The sequence below is a fragment of the Cellulophaga sp. Hel_I_12 genome, assembly GCF_000799565.1.
Classification (GTDB): domain Bacteria; phylum Bacteroidota; class Bacteroidia; order Flavobacteriales; family Flavobacteriaceae; genus Cellulophaga.
Window position 1 is genome coordinate 1,307,744 of sequence record NZ_JUHB01000001.1, and the last position, 19,236, is coordinate 1,326,979.

Genomic DNA, 19,236 nt, shown 5'->3' on the forward strand with positions numbered 1-19,236 from the left:
TTCGCATCTATTTGGTATGTGACAAGTTCCCCCACAAAATCTTACGAGATAGCGCTACTAATTAAAATCGTTTTTTAGCTTAAGTATTGAAATGACACCTAACACTTATACGTTATTTTTTCAGGATAAAGACATCAAAAGCAAAAATTAGAACAATTTAATAGTAGGGTTTTACCTGTTGTAGATGTTTCATGAGTAGTACAACCTTTTAATCTAACTAACTATGGCTACCTTTTTTAGTATTCTTATGGTTTTAATCTTTGTTAATATGGTCCTTTTGTTGGTCAGCGTTAACAGAAGAACTAAAATTAAAAAAGGGTTCCAATAAATTTTGAAACCCTTTTTAATTACCTTTTAAATTTTATGAAATTAACTCACTTTCATTAATTCCACATCGAAAACGAGTATGGCATTTGGCGGAATAACCCCACCTGCACCTGCGCTACCATATCCTAAGGCAGAAGGAATTACAAAACGAGCCTTATCTCCTACTTGCAATAAGCAAATACCTTCATCCCAGCCTTTAATCACTTGCCCTACACCCACTTGAAAATCAATGGGTTCTTTTCTCTTATAGGAAGAATCAAATACGGTTCCATCTATTAAAGCTCCTTGATAGTGAACTGAAACATGCATCCCAGCCACAGCTTTTTTACCATCACCTTTCTGAATTATTTTATAGCGCAACCCACTTGCTGTTTCTTCAAAACCAGCAGCTACTTTGTCTAATTCTGAAGCTTGGGCTGCTTTTTCTTCTGCAATTCTCTTTTCTCTTGAGCCTTCAAAAGTTCTAAACGCTTCTACAGCATTCCATTTTTCAGCTTCGGCACCCACCCTAACAATTTCTATACTGTCTATTTTATCGCCTTGTTTTATGGCATCAACAATAGCTTGACTATCTACAACATGACCAAAAACGGTGTGTTTATTATCTAACCAAGGGGTGGCAATGTGTGTAATAAAAAATTGACTCCCGTTGGTTCCAGGACCAGAATTTGCCATAGACAACACGCCTGGACCATCATGCTTTAAATCAACATGAAATTCATCGTCAAATTTATAGCCCGGATCACCAGTTCCAGTGCCTTGTGGACAACCACCTTGAATCATAAAATCTGGTATCACTCTGTGAAATTTTAATCCATCATAAAATGGTTTTCCTTGTGCTTTGGCTTTGTTTTCAAGATTACCTTCAGCTAAGGCTACAAAATTACCAACAGTACCAGGTGTTTTATCGTGGGCAAGTTTTACTACTATTTCTCCTTTTGAAGTATTGAATTTTGCGTAGATTCCGTCTTTCATTTTTTTTTATTTAATTAAGGCGCAAAGGTACATTTTTGTTTTGGCTTAGAAAATAGTTTGCATTTAAAGAAGTATCAAATCTAATGCAAAACAAAAGGAGCCTGTTTTAGGCTCCTTTTCTACTATTAATTACTTACTGAGTTTACCAAATTCGAACGCGCTCTTCTGGCTTTAAATACACGGCATCACTGGGTTGAATATCAAAAGTCCCATAAAAGGCGTTAATATTTTGTAGCGGTTGTGTTGCCCGATACTTACCTGGTGAATGTGGATCTGTTTTTATTTGTGTTAAAAGCGCGTCTTCTCTAGCTATAGTGCGCCATACCTTGACCCAAGACATAAAAAAGCGTTGTTCGGCAGTAAAACCATCTATCGGTTCTGGTTTTCCATTAGTTTTAAAATGCTTTAGCAAACCGTCAAAAAAATTAGTTTTCTTTTACGCTGCCATAGGTATCCATTAAATAAATTAAGCTGGTCATGGTAGCAGCTCCTAATTCTAATTCTCTTTTGTTTACATGTTCAAAAGTATCGTTAGCCGCATGATGATGGTCAAAATAGCGTTGTGAATCGGGCCTAAGACCTGCCATAACTATTTTATCATTTTTTAAAGGACCTATATCGGCTCCACTTCCGCCCTTCACAAACATATGAATCAAATAAGGTTCAAATAAGGGTTTCCATGATTGAATTTGGTCGAAATTCGCATCTGAACAATCAAAAGTAAATCCGCGAGGCGTAAATCCACCTGCATCACTTTCTAAGGCAAAAACATGATTTTCATTCTTACTTTTTGCAACCTCAGCGTATTTATTACCTCCCCGTAGTCCGTTTTCTTCATTCATAAATAACACTACTCTTAGGGTCCGTTTAGGTTTATACCCTATTTTCTTTAATATATGGAGCACTTCCATACTCTGAACGCAACCTGCACCATCATCATGTGAACCATCTCCTAAATCCCAAGAATCTAGGTGTCCGCCAACTACTATTATTTCATCAGGATACGTGCTTCCTTTTATTTCTCCTATGACATTAAAGGAGGGAACGTCTTCTAATTGCTGACAGTTTTGTTTAAAATAAAAATTTACATCGGGATTAAGACTTATTGAAGCACTTAGCAAATCAGATGCTCTTGTACTAAGTGCAGCAGCAGGAATACGATTTTCAACCGCAATGTCGCCGTAGCTCATTGCACCGGTATGTGGTAAATCATCAATTCTTAAGCTTAAAGACCGTACAATAACCCCAATAGCTCCGTATTGAGCAGCTTCCGCAGCACCGGAATAGCGTTGATCTACACATCCAGAATACCCATCGAAAGTGCTTATTTTGGTAGCATCCATGGGTCTATTAAAAAATACAATCTTGCCTTCTAGACGTTGCTTTCCCAAAATTGCAAGTTCGTCGATTCCCTTTACCTCAACAATATTTGCTTTTATCCCTCTAAAGGGTGTACTTACGGATCCTCCTAGTGCCGTGATAGGCATATTAATGGTGACCCCTGGACTTGTTTCTAAATAAGCAAACTCAGGCAAACCTCTTGTCCATTTAGGTACCATAACAGGCTGTAACCACACCTTGTCCAAACCTAATTCTTCGAGTTGCTTTTTTGTGTAATCTACCGCTTGCTGTGCTTGAACTGAACCAGACAAACGACCTCCTATTTGGTTCGATAAATGACTTAACCAATCGTGAGCTTTACCTTGCGTTAATGCCGCGTCGTAAATAGCTCTTAATTGGGCCTCATCCGTTTTTTGAGAAAAAATAGAAGTACTAATTAAAAATAGGATCCAGATTAATTTATTCATTCTTTTCACTTTCTAATTGATTTTTATAATCCTGTAAATTAGCCTTGATTTTATCATTAAGCTCAGGCTCCTTAATATCTTTGTATTTTGTTAATTCTTGCAGTAAAATATCGGCAACAATAAAACGCGCAGCTTTTTTATTGTCAGCTGGCACAACAAACCATGGTGCATGAGGTTTTGAAGTTTGATTTATGGCATCTTCGTAGCATTCTTGATACCTGTCCCATAGTTTACGTTCTTTTAAATCCCCTGGTGAAAATTTCCAGTTTTTTCTTTTAAGCTCTAACCGACGCAATAATCGCTGACGTTGCTCTTCTTTCGATACATTTAAAAAAAATTTAAAAATAATAGTACCATTGTCCGCCAAGTGCTTTTCAAAACTATTAATTTGATCAAAGCGCTTTTGCCAAAAATGGTCTGTAATATCTTTGGTAGTATGGATTCCGGGAATATGTTCTCCTAAAATATACTCAGGATGTACTCTAGTCACTAAAACATTTTCATAATGGGTACGATTAAAAACACCTACTTTACCTTTTGCAGGTAAAGCGATATAATGACGCCATAAATAATCGTGTTTTAATTCTAATTCTGTAGGCACTTTAAAACTATGCACAACAACCCCCCTAGCATTAAAATCTTTAAAAACTTCACGGATTAAACTGTCTTTACCAGCGGTGTCCATTCCTTGCAAACACATTAAAACACTGTACTTACCGTGTGCATATAATACATCTTGAAATTCACCTAAGGTACGACGAACTTTTTCTAACTGTTTTTTTAATTCAGCATCTTCAGTATCAAAATTCTCTAAGGTTTTTAAACTTTTTAGCTTAACCTGAGTACTCACTTTATAATCGTCTATGTTCAGTGCTATTTTTTTACCCATAATTCTCATCATGTTTTTACGTTCTAAATATACTCGTAACAAGACTAATTAGCTTTAATTTTAACAACAAAAGGTTTAAAAAAGACCTTAATCTTAGAAAAAAGTAAGTTTGTCGAAAAAAATACAATTTAATAGATCCTAATTGTATCTTTAAAGTCAATAACATCCCAAATGTTACACTATTAAATAACTTGACCCATGAAAAATACTACTTTTTTACTTGGCATTCTGTTGTTCGTATTTTTATCTTCATTTAAAACTACAGACAGAGCTTGCGAATATGTTGGCTCCAACATTGAGTTTATTGGTTCACAAACTAAAAAAGCACTTTCTGAAACTGATTTTAACAAAACTAAATTTGAAATCTACAAAGCGATTAATGCTATAGAAAAAACAAAAAGTAAACTTAAGGACTGCGGCTGTAGTTATGCTTCAAAAAATTTAATGGAAGCCTTAGATAATCTAATAAATGCTACAAAAATTTCTAGAATAGAGGGTGCCAAAATATTCTTAAACAAAGCCCTAGAAAACTCGGATACCAGTTTGGAGTTATTACAGCAGCACCATACACACCAAAGCATATATCAACACGATAGACTTTCATTAAATTCAAAATCTCCTGAGGCATCCAAACTCCTGGACGATAGAAAACTTAGGCAAACTATTGATACTTCTTTAAAAGCTTTTGAAACCTCCATTCACAATATAGTTACAACGGTTGATTGCGAAGCTGCAAAAAAATACCTTCTAAGGGTATACAGCAACTGCGAAACCGAACTATTGAACGAAAAACTTTCTGAAGGCAAAAAATATTATAATTTACGAACCAAGGCCATTACGGCAGAAGCCCTTAAAAAATTAAATTGCTCCTAGTCTCTTTTATTTATTGGCAAAAAGATTGACATCAGAAGCATCAATTTCTGGTTTTCCTAAAATTATTAAACGCTCTACGACATTGCGGAGTTCTCTAATATTGCCAGTCCAATCATATTCTTTTAATAAACCAATGGCTTTATCTGAAAATTGTTTTTGTACGCTACCCTGTTCTAAAGCTATTTTTTTGGCAAAATAATCGATCAATAAAGGAATATCTTCTCTACGTTCATTCAGTGCTGGTACTTTAACCAAAATTACCGCCAATCTATGGTATAAATCTTCTCTAAACCTACCTTCTTCAATTTCTAGTTTTAAATCTTTATTGGTAGCTGCCACGACTCTTACATTCACCTTTATATCTTTATCGGAACCTACTCTTGAAATTTTACTCTCTTGTAAAGCTCTTAAAACTTTTGCCTGTGCGGATAAACTCATATCCCCTATCTCATCTAAGAAAATAGTACCGTTATTAGCAGCCTCAAATTTTCCAGCCCTGTCTCTAACCGCAGAAGTAAATGCACCTTTTACATGACCAAATAATTCACTTTCGATGAGTTCTGATGGTATGGCTGCACAATTTACTTCAATAAAAGCTTCATTGTTTCGCATACTTTTTTCATGAATCCAATGTGCCACCAATTCTTTTCCGGTACCATTTGGTCCTGTAATTAATACACGAGCATCGGTAGGAGCTACTTTTTCTATCATATCTTTTATGACATTGATCGCATCGCTTTCGCCCACCATTTCGTAATTTTTACTAACTTTTTTCTTTAGAATTTTATTTTCAACAAACAACTCCTTTCTATCTAAAGCATTTCGCACCGTTGTTAATAAACGATTTAAATCAGGCGGTTTTGAAATATAATCAAAGGCCCCCAACCGCATCGTATTCACTGCGGTATTTAAATCACCATGCCCAGAAATCATAATAAATGGAATTTCAGGTTTTATTTTTTTACAGGCCTCTAATACTTCAACACCATCCATTTTTGGCATTTTAATATCACAAAGCACTAAATCGTAATCTTCCTTTTTAAGCATTTCAATACCTTGAAGGCCATCTTCGGCTTCTTCTAGGGCATAGGCATTATTTTCTTCTGATAAAATTTTAACTAAAACCCTTCTAATGGCTGCTTCGTCTTCTATTATTAATATTTTAGACATATCTTTTTTTTTAAAGTCCTATTCTAAATCCGGTTCTAAAATAGAAACTAGGTTCCTCATTTATAGTGTAACTTATTTTTCGCTCTTCGTTTCGCAATACGGCATCTTGAAATATGGTGTGGCCAAGATACCCATAAAAAAACATATTTTTATCTAAGGCGTATTGATACCCTAAAGTAACTATTGCCGCCGAAGAGGCTATGGCTGTTGCTGTCATGCCGTTAGGAACTACAATGTTATTTTGTAGATTGCTATAATATCCATCTAGAATAAACTCTGTTTGGAACATATGCTTTTCATCAAGATGATATTTCATACCACTTTTTGGAGCTCCTATGACATAGGACCAATGGGTATCAAATCTTTTCTCGTAATAAATTATGGGTAAGGGAATCCGCAAGGCTACTGTTCCGTTGTAAGCGATACCTAAAACTAATCGTGTGGGTTTCGCTATATCTTTTTGTTCTTTAAAAGCCCCTATCGTTACATTTAAAGTTAGATCCTTATTTTGTAAACCATCGTTTAATGTGGAAGATAATCTGGGCGTCACCACACTGATAAATCGCCACTGCTCATCATATCGATGTATGTAAGCTACATTAAGATCGATGACGTGAAAATTCTTAAACACATTCTTGTCAAAAGGCAGTACTTGTTCTAGATTATAATTGAATCCATTATACTCGGCACCTATAAGAATATTGTCCTTTTCGCGCACTTTAAAAGGAATATTAGCCACCAATTTAATCCGAGAAAGTTGAGCACCTGCATTATTCTCAGGCATGGTCATATATTCTAAGCGTAAAACATCTGGGGTCTGTGCCTGTATGATCATCGAAAAAAAGAAACTAACAAAAAAAAAGATCCAAGTATTTTTACTTCTCATCATTTATTTTACCTGTATTTACATGTTGAAAAGGCTGTTGTTGAAACAGATGTACATCTCTTTGAGGAAACGGAATGGTGATCTGATTCGCTCTGAAGCTATCATCTAACTTATACCGAATGGCACTTTTTATTCTTGGATCTGAAAAGCTATCATTAATAAAAAAATTTACAGAAAACAATAAGGCTGAATCTCCAAAATCCTCAAAAAGCACAAAGGGTTTAGGACTTTTCAAAATTCCTTTTTGTGAATGCACAGCCTCTTCTAAAAGCTTGGTTACTAAAGCTACATCGCTGCCATAAGCCACCCCAATTTTAACAGATTCCCTTGTGGTTCTATGGTTTTGCGTATAGTTATAAACCAATTCACTTATAAATTTATGATTTGGTATAATGATCACTTTATCGTCTCTGGTGATACACCTTGTTGTTCTTAATTTAATTTCAAAAACCTTACCCACTTTACCATCTACTTCAATAATGTCGCCTACGCTTAATGATTTATCTACAATAATAAAAATACCACCAATAACATCTTGAAATATTTCTTGTAAGGCTAAACCTAAACCCACAAATAATGCTGCAGAGGCGGTGAGCAATATCGTAATATTAATACCGGCAGCGCTCATGGTAAAAACGATGACTATGAGGTAAATTAGGTATCTTAAAAACTTAAAAACACTGATAAATTTGTTTTTATCATCAACTTCCATCTTACGGGTGAAAAGGTATCGCAGCCACTTTAACAGAAAACTAGTGGTCAAAAATGCCACCACCAAAAGTAATATTAAACCAATTGTAATATTAATTTCTTTTTCTCCTTTACCAAATTGAATTCCTAAATCAAGAAAATCCTTTACGGTTCCCCATATGTCATTTTCAATAATTTCTTGTACTTTACCCGTCGTTTCTTGCATGATTATTTAATACTTTAACCATTTATACAGTTCTCTATAGGTAGGTTTTTTACCATACATTAAAATACCCACCCTGTAAATTTTTGCAGCAAACCAAACTATGCCTATAAATGTAATAATTAATAAAATTATAGAGACAATTAACTGCCATATAGGAACACCACCTTCTCCCAAGCCATTAGAGAGTCTCATAAGCATTACGATTGGTGATGTTAAGGGAAATAATGAAAATGCAACTGCAATAGGTCCGTGCGGATTATTAAATACAGAAAAAAAACCGACATAAATCGCTAGCATTAAAGGCAAAATAACTGGAAAAACAAATTGTTGCGTATCTGTTTCATTATCTACAGCTGCACCAATGGCCGCATAAATAGAACTATAGATGAGATAGCCAAGAAGAAAGTAAACCAAGAAAAAGGTCATCAGCATGGCCCAAGGAATTTTATATAATTCAGTCCCTAAGGTGAGCATTTTTTCGTTCATTTCAGAAATATTACCTGCCGATGGCAATCCTGATTCAGTTATTTGATTTGCCGAATTAAAACTAGCGGGATCAATATCAAAAACTAAAATAACGATGGTTAAAAGTAGCGTGGCTGAAAAAATCCATATAATGAATTGGGTAATTCCTGCAAGTGATGTACCAATAATTTTTCCCATCATTAGCTGAAAGGGTTTTACTGACGATATAATGACTTCAATAATTCTGCTTGTTTTTTCTTCTATAACGCTGCGCATGACAAATCCACCATAAATAATAATAAACATCATTATTAAATAACCAAAGCCGCCACCTATAAATGCCCTTATTTCATTAAAGCCTTTTACATTAAGTACTCCTGAAAACGTTGATGTACGCAAGGAAAAGTTGGCATTTATTTCTTCAAAATCTTTTTTAGAAACACCTAATTGTTGCAATCTTTTTTGCTCTAATCTAAATGCAAATATTTTTTCAAGTTTATCAATTACTAGACTGCTAGGGGATTCTTTAGTATAAAAATAGGTGTTGGCTGTAATTTCTTCTAAATTATTATCGTCAGGAATGTGTAGTAAGCCATAATATCCTAAGCTAAGGGTAGAATCTATCGCCGATTTTACGGTTATATCTTCAAAATTTACATACGATGTTGACGCGGTAGTTATAAATTCATTACTAAAATAATCACTTTCATTTAAAACGGCTATAATTGTTTTTTCACTGTCATTCAATTTAGTTAAAAATGCAATCAAAATAACCATAGCCACCATTAAAATAGGGCTCAAAAAAGTCATTATAACGAAAGATTTATTCCTGACTTTGGCTAAATATTCCCTTTTTATAATCAATCCTAATTTATTCATTCGAATTTTTACTTGCTATAGTTCTGATAAAAATTTCATTGGCAGACGGCACTTTCTCTAGAAAATGATTTATGGGGGCAATAGCAGCCATTTGTGTTAAAACCTCTTGGGTGTTTTGATGCGTTAACTGCACATTGAAATTTAATTGGTTATAGGCTGCATCAAATTTTTCGTTGGCAATAGTAAACTTAGCTCTTAATTTATCAAGAAGATTTAAGCCTTCAGGGCTTTGCATCCCCACTTCAAAAATATTTTTTTTATAGGCATTTTTTATATCTGATAACTTGCCATCTAATATTTTTTCAGATTTATGAATTAAAGCAATATATTCACACAGTTCTTCCACAGACTCCATTCTATGTGTTGAAAATATGATAGTAGTACCTTTTCGTTTTAATTCTAAAATTTCATCCTTAATAAGGTTGGCATTAATTGGATCAAAACCGCTAAAAGGTTCGTCAAAAATTAAAAGTTTAGGCTCGTGCAGAACAGTAACAATGAACTGTACTTTTTGTGCCATCCCTTTGGAAAGCTCCTGTACTTTTTTAAGCCACCAATCGCCTATCTCAAATCGATCAAACCAGTATTTTAGTTTTGTTTTAGCTTCATTTTTGGGCATCCCTTTTAATTGAGCTAGATACAAGGCTTGTTCCCCAACCCTCATGCTTTTATACAGCCCACGCTCTTCAGGCAAATAGCCTATTAAAGAAATATGTTTTTGATGTAATGGCTCTCCATTAAAAAAAACCAACCCAGTGTCGGGATGTGTAATTTGGTTGATAATTCGAATCAAGGTAGTTTTACCTGCGCCGTTGGGCCCAAGTAGTCCATAAATACTATTTTCTGGAATTTCTAAAGAAATTTTATTTAATGCGATATGGTTTCCGTAGCTCTTACTAACTTCTTTAGCTACCAAAATATGGTTCATGAAATGAATTTTACCAAAGATATATAATTAGGTTCGTTTAAACTTTTTCAGTGAACTAAAAAAATGCAACATAGGCGTAATTTAGTGTACTAAATGTAGAATATTTAGAGTACTAAAAAGTTGCGTTCTAAAAAAGTGAGCTTAGCTCATCCGCCGTTCTGGTTTTACCTAACTCAATGGAATGCTCCCATTTTTACATTTCGAATCTACTAATTTCTCTAAAAACAAAACCCACCCTTAAAAGAATTCAAGGATGGGAAAAAAAATTGCTATGAAAAAGAAAATTAACATTGGTTTCCCAATGTTAGTTCAAATATACGTATTTATTTTAAAAATCATAATCAAAATGCAACTAAGAAAACATATCTTTTACTTTTTCGAAGAAAGATTTGTCAGATTTCTCAGGATTAGGCAGAAAATTTTCATTGCTCTGCATTTTTTCAAAGAAATCTTTTTGTTCTTTATTTAAGGTTTTAGGCGTCCAAACATTGACGTGCACTAATAAATCGCCTGCACCATAGCCATTTAAACTTGTAATTCCTTTACCTCGTAAACGTAAAATTTTACCGGATTGAATTCCTGGTTCTAATTTTATACGCACTTTTCCTGTTACGGCATCAATTTCTTTGGAAGTTCCTAAAACAGCTTCGGAAATACTTACATATAAATCATAATGTAAATTATCGCCTTCTCTTTTTAGGGTATCATGTTCTTTGGTTTCTATAGCTACAATTAAATCGCCAGGAACTCCGTTGCCAGGAGCATCATTACCCTTGCCGCTCACTTTCAATTGCATGCCGTCTTCTACCCCTCCTGGGATTTTTACAGCAACCGTTTCTTCCTTAACCACTAGACCTTGTGCATCAGCTTCTGCAGGCCTTTGATCGATAATTTGACCACTTCCTCCACAAGAACTGCAGGTGGCAGCAGTTTGCATCCTACCTAAAATAGTATTTGTAATTTTAGTAACTTGACCTCTACCACCACAAGTTGCACAGGTTTTGTACGTAACTCCGTCGGCTTGAACTTTACGTTTTACTTTTATTTTCTTTTCGACACCGTTGGCAACTTCTTCTAAAGTTAAGGATACCCTTATCTTTAAACTACTTCCTTTGGCTCTTCGTTGGCCTCCGCCGCCGCCAAAGCCACTAAAGCCTCCGCCGCCAAAACCACCACCAAAAATATCTCCGAATTGGCTGAATATGTCGTCCATATTCATACCACCGCCACCACGGAAACCTCCAGCACCATCAAAAGCAGCATGCCCGTACTGGTCATAACGTGCCTTTTTGTTTTCGTCACTTAAAACTTCGTAAGCTTCAGCCGCTTTTTTAAACATTTCTTCAGCTTTAGCATCACCAGGGTTTTTATCAGGATGATATGCTACCGCTTTTTTACGATATGCCTTTTTTATCTCCGCAGCTGATGCGCCTTTAGTAATGCCTAATAAGTCGTAATAATCTTCTTTCATGTTTTATTTTTAATTTCCAACAACCACTTTCGGATGGCGAATAACTTTATCTCCAAGCGAATATCCCTTTTCAATAACATCAATAATCTTCCCCTTCATTTTTTTATCAGGGGCAGGAATTTGAGTTATGGCTTCATGAATTTCAGCATCAAAAACATCCCCAGCTTTTACTTCGACTTCGTCTAGACCTTTAGATTTTAAAACTTGTTTAAATTTATTCTGGATTAATTCAACACCTTTAAAAACTTCCTTATTCTCGGATTTCGATAATTCTAGCATAGCTCTGTCAAAGTCATCAGATACTGGTAATAAGGCCGTAATTATCTCTTGACCAGCAGTTCTAAATAATTCCAAACGTTCCTTTGAAGTTCTTTTCTTATAATTTTCGAATTCTGCAAAAAGTCTTAAAAATTTATCTTTCTCTTTTGCAACTTCCTCTTTTAATTGCTCTTCAATAGAAACCTCCTGTACATCTTCTTCTTGAGTTTCTTCTCCATGCTGCTCAATGTTATCTTGAACTTCTTCGTTCAAGTTATCATTAAGAATATCTTCTAAATCATTTTTATCGCTCATAATTATTTTTCTTCTTTATTCCGCACCTACTTCTTGGCAAAAGTACTGCCAATTATTAAAAAATGTCAAAATGTCATCAAACTTTAAAACAAAGCGGACGCAAAGGGATACTATCACATAAAATGAAGGCTAAGCACTTCTAAAACTGCACACGAAATGGCAGAAAACTAATCTTGTTTTCCGTATAGTGAAGTTAAGGCATTCCCCACGTTTTGGTATTCAAAAACAAAACCTTCTTCTAAAATTTTTTTGTTGCTTACTCTTTGGCTATTGAGCAATAAATTTGACATTTCACCAAGGATTAAGTTTAAAACAAAGCCTGGAATGTTAGGGATAATTATTTTTTTGGCAAGTACTTCAGCTACTTTTTTTGTCAGTTTTTCATTGGTTACGGGGTTCGAGGCTACTGCATTATAAACACCGTTTAACTCTTGAGTTACTGCAAAAATAAAGATACGGGCTAAATCATTGATATGAATCCATGACTGCCATTGTTGTCCAGAACCAAAGGGAGCTCCTGCATAAAGATTAATTGGTTTTACCATTTCGGGTAAGGCCCCACCTTTATCAGACATGACTAAACCTATTCTAATAGTAGCTACACTAAAATTAAAATTATTAAAGGTGTTTGCTTCCTGTTCCCAGGCGGCTACAACTTCTGCCAAAAAACCTTTTACTGGATAAACAACATCCTCTTCGTAAAAATTGGTAATGGAATCAGGATAGATCCCTGTTGCGGATGCAGAAACAAATGATTTTATAGACGAGGTGTCCACTTTTTTTAAACCATTATTCAGCGTTCTTAGTGAATTTACCCTACTTGAGAGTATTTTTTTTTTATAGTCAGGCGTCCATCGTTTTGAGATGGTAGCCCCCGCTAAATTTATAATAGCGGTAACGTTTTCAAAACAATTTAAATCAATCTCATTTTGGTCTGGATTCCAGTAATACCCCTTGAAATTAGGGGTGGACTGAATTTTATTTTTACTGGTGGTCAAATAATGAACATCTATATTATTTCTATGACATTCTTTTACTATTTCCCCGCCAATTAAACCCGTTGCACCAGTTATTAAAACGCTCATTCTTATTTTTGTGTAAAGATATAAGATTTTAAAGCGCTACATGACACCTTTAATGTAGCTTTAACACAAGTAGTTGACCAAGGCCTAGCCCAAAAAAGGTCAATTAAGGCTTAATAGGTGTTTTCCGAGCTCTCAACATTTCTCTCTTTCCAGGTGGGCCAGGTAATTTTTCAACTAAGAAACCTACACTCTGCATCGCTCTACGAACACTGCCTTTAGCTGCATAGGTTACTAACACGCCGTTGTCTTTTAAAGCCTTGTACATGATTAAAAAGATAGCTTCAGTCCAAAGTTCTGGCTGTACTCTTGCCCCAAATGCATCAAAATAAATAAGATGATAAGCATCAATGGCGTTTATATTTGTAAAATTTTTTTGTTGTTTGGTAAGTATAAAATTCTCAGAAATCTGTTGCTGTTTTTCCCATTCACAGGAATGCATTTTTGTAAATTGATCTCTGAAACTAGGCGCTTTCAGTTGTTCTATATAATTGAGCTGTGCTACTTCTTCTTGACTTACGGGATAAGCTTCAACCCCTACATAGTTGATGTCTAGTTGGCTTTTTTCCGATTCAATTTTCGTAATAATAGCGTTCAATCCAGTACCAAATCCTATTTCTAATAGGTCTACCCTTTGCTGGTTAAATAGTGATAAACCATGTTTAATAAAAACGTGATAAGCCTCTTGAATAGCCCCGTGAATAGAATGATATTGCTCATTCCAATCGACAAGCTGAATGGTCGTAGAACCATCCGAAGTGGTAATAATTTTTCGCTCCAAACTATTGCTTTATCAATACGCCATCAGCATCAAACCTCATTGTCTTTTTTGGTTCAGTAATGGCTGCTATAGCCGCTGCAGATTCACCACCATCTTCTGCATAATGTCTTTGCTCATCCACAGACATAGCTTCAATAAAAGCTTTTCCGTTTACAATAACTTCCTTTCCATCAATATCTTTAGGCATAAAAAAACCATAGTCCTTAAACTTTACCATCGCTTCCGTACCGTCTTCTAACTTTAATGTCATCCAACAACCTTTAGATTTGCATACTTCTACCACAGTCGCAGAAAATTTTGTAGTTAAGGTATCAGCAACTGCTAGATTTTGATACTTTTTGGTCATTTCTGAAGTATTTAAAGCATTAATTGCATCAATTTTATCTCCAAATGACGCATAATTCACCGCAATTTCCTCTTTTTGCACCACTTCTTGTTCTTTATTCTGGCCCTTGCAGGCAACAATAAGTGTAAAAAAAACGAATAAAATGTTAATTCTTTTCATATCTAACAGTATTTGATTGATAAGTACAAAGTTGGGTTTTTTTACACAAAAAAAGAAGTAGTAGTTCGTATATTTTACTAATTTTATTGCGAAATAAATTAAATACAATGGAAACGACCGCTAAAAATCTAATTTCAATAGAAAAAAGCAAAACATCAAAAATAGAGCAAGTAGATTTTGACAATCTAGCTTTTGGTAGTGTTTTTACGGATCACATGCTAGTTTGTGATTATAAAAATGGTGCCTGGGAAAAACCTAAAATTGTGCCTTATGGCCCTTTAATGCTAAATCCATCAGCTAAAATTTTTCATTATGGGCAGTCGATATTTGAGGGTATGAAAGCTTATAAAGATACGGCGAAAGATGTGTATTTATTTAGACCTCTTGACAATCATAAACGTTTTAATATTTCTGCAAAAAGAATGGCTATTCCTGAAATTCCTGAGAATTATTTTATGGAAGGCTTAAAAGCATTATTGCAATTGGATGAAAAATGGATTCCGACTAAAGAAGGTAGCTCCATGTATATACGCCCATTTATGTTTGCTACTGGCGAAGGTTTTCATGCCTCACCCGCCAATGAATACAAATTTATGATTTGCCTTGCTCCTTCTGGCGCCTATTTTGCAGGGAAGGTTAAGGTTTTAATTGAAGAAACCTATTCGAGATCGGCAAACGGTGGGGTAGGTTTTGCGAAAGCAGGAGGTAATTATGCAGGACAATTTTATCCAACACAATTGGCTATAGAAAAAGGGTACAACCAAGTGATATGGACTGACGACAACACCCATGAACATATAGAAGAAGCGGGCGCAATGAATATTTTTGTTCGTATTAATGACACTTTAATTACAGCTCCGACAAGTGACAGAATTTTGGATGGTATCACTAGAAAAAGTATTATTGATATTGCCAAAGCTGAAAAGATACCGGTAGAAGTTCGAAAAATTACAGTAAAAGAAGTCGTTGAAGCAGCTCAAAACGGAAGTTTAAAAGAAATGTTTGGCGCAGGTACTGCTGCTGTTATTTCTCCAATAAGTACATTTGGACATAGAGGTAGCGATTATGATTTACCTGTATTAGACGCTAGCTACGCATCGCTCCTCAAGAAAAAAATCACCGACATACAATATAATAAGACAGAAGATACGTTTGGGTGGCGGGTTAAGATTTAAATTTTATATTACACGATAATAGATTATTCATGTGCACCAGGCACTAAGCCTTTATAAAAATGGTTGTCCCTATTTTGACAACCATTTTTTTTATTTTTCAAGTATTTGTTTAATGTTAGGACTAAAGTAATTAGGCCCTTTTAGCACCTTACCATCTTCACGGTAAATAGGTTTTCCATCCGCTCCCAATTTGCTCATATTACTGCGCTGAATTTCGTTAAAAACTTCTTCAATTTTATATTGCATTCCATGCTCAAGAATTGTTCCGCATAAAATATAGAGCATGTCACCTAAAGCATCAGCGACCTCAATCAAGTTATTGGCTTCAGCAGCCTCCAGATATTCCTTATTTTCTTCATCCATTAAATTAAAGCGTAACTTGTTGGTGTCGACTCCTAAGTTAGCCTTCATTGTTTTTGATACACCCATGCCAAAAGTTTCGTGAAATAGCGCTACAGCCTCAAGTTTATTTTTCATAATTTAAGTTAATTAAGTTATTTTTGCATAAAAATATAAAATATGTTCTCTACCGGTCAATTAATATTTGCCGCTCTTTTTTTTATCGCTTTTGTCATAATCATCTTCCTACAATACAAAAAGGATAAAAATTTACATTCAAAAAATTACAAAGGAGTTAAATGGATTGGCTTAGGCTTCATAATCTTTATAATAACATTGTTCGTTATTAAGATTTTATTAAAAAATTAACTCAATTATTGCCTTCACCACAAAAATTAACATTTACACAACAATAGCTTTTAATTTGTAAGAAAAGACCTAAATTTGCGTTGTAGTACAACAAAGAACAGTCCTATGGTAACTTTTTTCAGTGTATTGGTAATTTTATTAGGTGTAAATGCTTTTTTATTATTTTTTAGCGTTAATTATAACGCTAAAAGATCTCAAAAAAATGCAGACCAACTTTCCGAAGAAACTACTACTAACATTTATCCTTTAAATAGTATGGACACAAAATTTAAAAAAGCCGTTTAGTTTTATACTTTTGGAGTATGAAACAATTAGTACTGGTTTTTTTAGGCGGCGGTTTTGGCAGTGTTTTGCGATTTTTTATTGGCAAAAATTTAAACAGCTATTTCACTAATTTTTATTTAGGTACTTTTTTAGTCAACATACTTGGCTGCCTTATTATGGGAATTATATTTGGTGTTTCCCTAAAAAATAACACACTAACAGAAAATCAAACACTATTGCTCGCCACAGGCTTTTGTGGTGGTTTTACTACTTTTTCCACATTTGCACTTGAGAATCATACTTTTTTAAAATCTGGTGATATTTTAAACTTCTTCGTTTATACCCTACTGAGTATTATTATTGGTATTGCCTCGATTGCCTTAGGCTTATGGACCTCTAAATTTTTATAGCACTTTTTATAAGAAGTGCCCTTTGTCATAAAATGACTTTCAGCGACATTGTTCCTTAGAACTATTAATTTTAAAAGAGTTAAACCACTGCAACTTTTAAACATAGTGGCTCTAATTTTGACTAAAACCAACACTCCCTTCATATTATCTTTAGTTGGTTTTATGTAAGCCTTAAAACTTCTCGTGCTTTTACACTGTAAGCGTTATAAGAGACAGCCTATTTTGAAAGTGACAAAAATGGCCGAGCACTTTTATAGGATGCTAAGCACTCCTAGCACTTCTTGTTCTGCTTTATACATTATTCAAGAACAAACGAAAACTTCATTACTTTTTTTATTCAAAATAATTTTAAAGTCCTTAAATTCAAATTTATACTAATATATTTTAGTTATACCCATAATTTAATAGGGTATAAATTATTATATGTATAAAAATTAGTACCTAGATCCCCATTTTAATGGGGTGTTAATTATTTTAACATACATTTACCGCATCAACAAACAAGTCTATTATGAAAAAAATCGAAGCAATTATTCGAAAATCAAAATTTGATGAGCTAAAAAAGGCGCTGCATCAAATTGAAGTAAACTTTTTTAGTTACTGGGATGTAACAGGAGTTGGAAACGAAAAACAAGGTCATGTGTACCGCGGAATATCGTATAGTACCAGTGATATTCAAAGAAGGTATTTAACTATTGTCGTTTCTGACGAATTTCTAGAAAAAACAATTCATACCATTCTAGAAGTAGCCAGCACAGGAAACGTAGGGGATGGAAAAATATTTGTCTCGGATGTTATTGAGGCCTACCGAATAAGAACAAAAGAAAGCGGTCAAGCAGGAATTAACTAAAACTATCAACCAAAAAAATTAAACATTTATGGAATCAGGATTATTTACAGCAAACAACGTTTGGATGATGGTGTGTACAGCACTTGTATTTTTCATGCATTTGGGCTTTTCATTTTTAGAAATAGGCCTTACAAGACAAAAAAATACCATTAATATTTTATTTAAAAATGTTTTTATTATTTGCATAGGACTTCTATTGTATTACATCGCAGGATTTAATTTAATGTATCCAGGTGATTTTAATGGGTATTTAGGGTTCGCAGGATTTGGACTAGACCCAGGAGAGAACGGCATGACGGCAGAGTATGCCTCGGGAGGGTATACCTATTGGACCGACTTTTTATTCCAAGGAATGTTTGCCGCAACGGCGGCAACTATAGTTTCTGGAGCTGTTGCAGAACGCATCAAAATAGGCGGATTTATGATTTTTACCATTATCTATGTCGGATTGGTGTATCCTATAGTAGGATCTTGGCAATGGGGCGGTGGGTTTTTAGCCACACTTGGTGGAGAAAACGGTGGATTTCATGATTTTGCAGGATCCACATTAGTTCATTCTGTGGGTGGATGGGCGGCACTTATTGCTGTGTATTTATTGGGACCCAGAATTGGAAAATTTGATGAAGAAGGTAAAGCCCAAGCAATTCCAGGTCATAACATCCCATTAGCCGCAGCGGGTGTATTAATCCTCTGGTTGGGATGGTTTGGTTTTAATGGTGGCTCTGTACTTTCTGCAGATCCTGCTGGCACCTCCCTTGTTTTAGTAACCACATCGTTAGCAGCAGCCTCTGGTGGCATTTCATCGGTATTTTTAACGTATATTTTTTACAAAAACTTAGATTTAACGATGTTCCTTAATGGTATTTTAGGTGGTTTGGTGGGGATAACGGCAGGAGCTGATTTAATGTCACCTAGCGAATCTCTAATTATTGGTGCCATCGCGGGAGCAATTATCGTATTCGCTGTGGCCCTTATTGACAAACTTAAATTAGACGATCCCGTTGGAGCCATTGCCGTGCATCTGGTTTGCGGCATTTGGGGAACACTAGCCGTTGGATTTTTTGGCGCTAAGGCAGGAGCAGATCAAATTCTATATCAACTCATTGGTGTAGGCGTTATTGGTGCATTTTGCTGCGTAAGTGCCTTTATTATTTTATTCGCTATTAAAAAAGTTTCAGGCATCAGAGTTTCTAAAGAAGAAGAAGTAGAAGGTTTAGATCTGCACGAACACGGTATGGATGCCTACCCAGATTTTAGATTAAACCAACACTAAATTAAAAGTAAACGGAGCGTTCTGTAAA

At 34.9% G+C, this 19,236-nt stretch carries 21 protein-coding genes and 1 pseudogene; 7 read left to right on the plus strand and 15 right to left on the minus strand.

Features of this window, described 5'->3' with window-relative positions:
* Positions 1 to 369 precede the first annotated feature (369 nt).
* From GQ45_RS05950 to GQ45_RS05965, 4 genes and pseudogenes are all read right to left on the minus strand, one after another.
* A complete protein-coding gene (locus GQ45_RS05950; RefSeq protein WP_047415961.1) occupies positions 370 to 1,302 on the minus strand; it encodes a peptidylprolyl isomerase in 933 nt (310 codons plus the stop codon).
* A 142-nt stretch (positions 1,303 to 1,444) separates the two neighbouring features.
* Positions 1,445 to 1,723, minus strand: a pseudogene (locus tag GQ45_RS05955) (M13-type metalloendopeptidase); the annotation flags it as partial.
* A 4-nt stretch (positions 1,724 to 1,727) separates the two neighbouring features.
* Positions 1,728 to 3,110, minus strand: a complete 1,383-nt coding sequence (locus GQ45_RS05960; RefSeq protein WP_047415965.1) for a M28 family peptidase — start codon at positions 3,108 to 3,110, stop codon at positions 1,728 to 1,730.
* On the minus strand, positions 3,103 to 3,999 hold the full coding sequence (locus tag GQ45_RS05965) for a phosphate--nucleotide phosphotransferase (protein ID WP_047415967.1): 897 nt from the start codon (positions 3,997 to 3,999) through the stop codon (positions 3,103 to 3,105). Before GQ45_RS05965 ends, GQ45_RS05960 begins: the two co-directional genes overlap by 8 nt.
* 198 nt (positions 4,000 to 4,197) lie before the next feature.
* Here GQ45_RS05965 and GQ45_RS05970 point away from each other — a divergent pair, with 198 nt between their 5' ends.
* On the plus strand, positions 4,198 to 4,872 hold the full coding sequence (locus tag GQ45_RS05970; protein ID WP_047415968.1) for a hypothetical protein: 675 nt from the start codon (positions 4,198 to 4,200) through the stop codon (positions 4,870 to 4,872).
* Between the two features lie 6 nt (positions 4,873 to 4,878).
* On the opposite strand, the gene GQ45_RS05975 is transcribed toward GQ45_RS05970, so the two are convergent.
* The 10 genes from GQ45_RS05975 to GQ45_RS06020 all read right to left on the minus strand — a co-directional run bounded on the left by GQ45_RS05975 (position 4,879) and on the right by GQ45_RS06020 (position 14,528).
* Positions 4,879 to 6,042 (minus strand): sigma-54 dependent transcriptional regulator, encoded by a 1,164-nt coding sequence (locus tag GQ45_RS05975; protein ID WP_047415969.1) that lies wholly within the window; start codon positions 6,040 to 6,042, stop codon positions 4,879 to 4,881.
* A gap of 10 nt (positions 6,043 to 6,052) precedes the next feature.
* Positions 6,053 to 6,931, minus strand: a complete 879-nt coding sequence (locus GQ45_RS05980; protein WP_156125359.1) for a DUF6268 family outer membrane beta-barrel protein — start codon at positions 6,929 to 6,931, stop codon at positions 6,053 to 6,055.
* Positions 6,918 to 7,844: a mechanosensitive ion channel family protein gene (locus GQ45_RS05985; protein WP_047415973.1), complete on the minus strand. Its 927-nt coding sequence runs from the start codon at positions 7,842 to 7,844 to the stop codon at positions 6,918 to 6,920. Before GQ45_RS05985 ends, GQ45_RS05980 begins: the two co-directional genes overlap by 14 nt.
* A 6-nt stretch (positions 7,845 to 7,850) precedes the next feature.
* Entirely contained in the window at positions 7,851 to 9,188 is a 1,338-nt protein-coding gene (locus GQ45_RS05990; protein WP_047415975.1) for an ABC transporter permease, read from the minus strand.
* Entirely contained in the window at positions 9,181 to 10,116 is a 936-nt protein-coding gene (locus GQ45_RS05995; RefSeq protein WP_047415977.1) for an ABC transporter ATP-binding protein, read from the minus strand. The genes GQ45_RS05990 and GQ45_RS05995 overlap by 8 nt, the downstream gene beginning before the upstream one ends.
* 352 nt (positions 10,117 to 10,468) lie before the next feature.
* Positions 10,469 to 11,587: a molecular chaperone DnaJ gene (gene dnaJ / locus GQ45_RS06000; RefSeq protein WP_047415979.1), complete on the minus strand. Its 1,119-nt coding sequence runs from the start codon at positions 11,585 to 11,587 to the stop codon at positions 10,469 to 10,471.
* 9 nt (positions 11,588 to 11,596) lie between these two features.
* Positions 11,597 to 12,160, minus strand: a complete 564-nt coding sequence (locus GQ45_RS06005) for a nucleotide exchange factor GrpE (protein WP_047415981.1) — start codon at positions 12,158 to 12,160, stop codon at positions 11,597 to 11,599.
* 167 nt (positions 12,161 to 12,327) lie between these two features.
* Positions 12,328 to 13,245 (minus strand): TIGR01777 family oxidoreductase, encoded by a 918-nt coding sequence (locus GQ45_RS06010; protein WP_047415983.1) that lies wholly within the window; start codon positions 13,243 to 13,245, stop codon positions 12,328 to 12,330.
* Between the two features lie 103 nt (positions 13,246 to 13,348).
* Positions 13,349 to 14,023 carry a tRNA (5-methylaminomethyl-2-thiouridine)(34)-methyltransferase MnmD gene (gene mnmD, locus GQ45_RS06015; RefSeq protein ID WP_047415985.1) on the minus strand — a complete coding sequence of 225 codons (675 nt, stop codon included), beginning with the start codon at positions 14,021 to 14,023 and terminating at the stop codon, positions 13,349 to 13,351.
* Position 14,024: 1 nt separating this feature from the next.
* The gene (locus tag GQ45_RS06020) at positions 14,025 to 14,528 is read right to left on the minus strand and encodes a DUF4920 domain-containing protein (RefSeq protein WP_047415987.1); all 504 of its coding nucleotides are present in this window, start codon (positions 14,526 to 14,528) and stop codon (positions 14,025 to 14,027) included.
* A 107-nt stretch (positions 14,529 to 14,635) separates the two neighbouring features.
* Between GQ45_RS06020 and GQ45_RS06025 the strand changes: the two genes are divergently transcribed.
* A complete protein-coding gene (locus GQ45_RS06025) occupies positions 14,636 to 15,703 on the plus strand; it encodes a branched-chain amino acid aminotransferase (protein ID WP_047415988.1) in 1,068 nt (355 codons plus the stop codon).
* Between the two features lie 90 nt (positions 15,704 to 15,793).
* Here GQ45_RS06025 and GQ45_RS06030 read toward each other — a convergent pair whose 3' ends face one another.
* Positions 15,794 to 16,180, minus strand: a complete 387-nt coding sequence (locus GQ45_RS06030) for a nucleoside triphosphate pyrophosphohydrolase family protein (protein WP_047415990.1) — start codon at positions 16,178 to 16,180, stop codon at positions 15,794 to 15,796.
* 42 nt (positions 16,181 to 16,222) lie between these two features.
* Between GQ45_RS06030 and GQ45_RS18230 the strand changes: the two genes are divergently transcribed.
* The 5 genes from GQ45_RS18230 (at position 16,223) to GQ45_RS06055 (ending at position 19,208) form a co-directional block, all read left to right on the plus strand.
* Positions 16,223 to 16,411, plus strand: coding sequence for a hypothetical protein (locus GQ45_RS18230; RefSeq protein WP_047415992.1), 189 nt, complete (start codon positions 16,223 to 16,225; stop codon positions 16,409 to 16,411).
* A gap of 105 nt (positions 16,412 to 16,516) precedes the next feature.
* Complete coding sequence (locus tag GQ45_RS18120; RefSeq protein WP_047415993.1) at positions 16,517 to 16,696, plus strand: hypothetical protein; 180 nt, start codon at positions 16,517 to 16,519, stop codon at positions 16,694 to 16,696.
* Between the two features lie 17 nt (positions 16,697 to 16,713).
* The gene (crcB, locus tag GQ45_RS06045; RefSeq protein ID WP_047415995.1) at positions 16,714 to 17,085 is read left to right on the plus strand and encodes a fluoride efflux transporter CrcB; all 372 of its coding nucleotides are present in this window, start codon (positions 16,714 to 16,716) and stop codon (positions 17,083 to 17,085) included.
* Positions 17,086 to 17,596: 511 nt separating this feature from the next.
* Positions 17,597 to 17,935 carry a P-II family nitrogen regulator gene (locus GQ45_RS06050; RefSeq protein ID WP_047415997.1) on the plus strand — a complete coding sequence of 113 codons (339 nt, stop codon included), beginning with the start codon at positions 17,597 to 17,599 and terminating at the stop codon, positions 17,933 to 17,935.
* A gap of 28 nt (positions 17,936 to 17,963) precedes the next feature.
* Positions 17,964 to 19,208, plus strand: a complete 1,245-nt coding sequence (locus GQ45_RS06055; RefSeq protein WP_047415998.1) for an ammonium transporter — start codon at positions 17,964 to 17,966, stop codon at positions 19,206 to 19,208.
* Positions 19,209 to 19,236 lie beyond the last annotated feature (28 nt).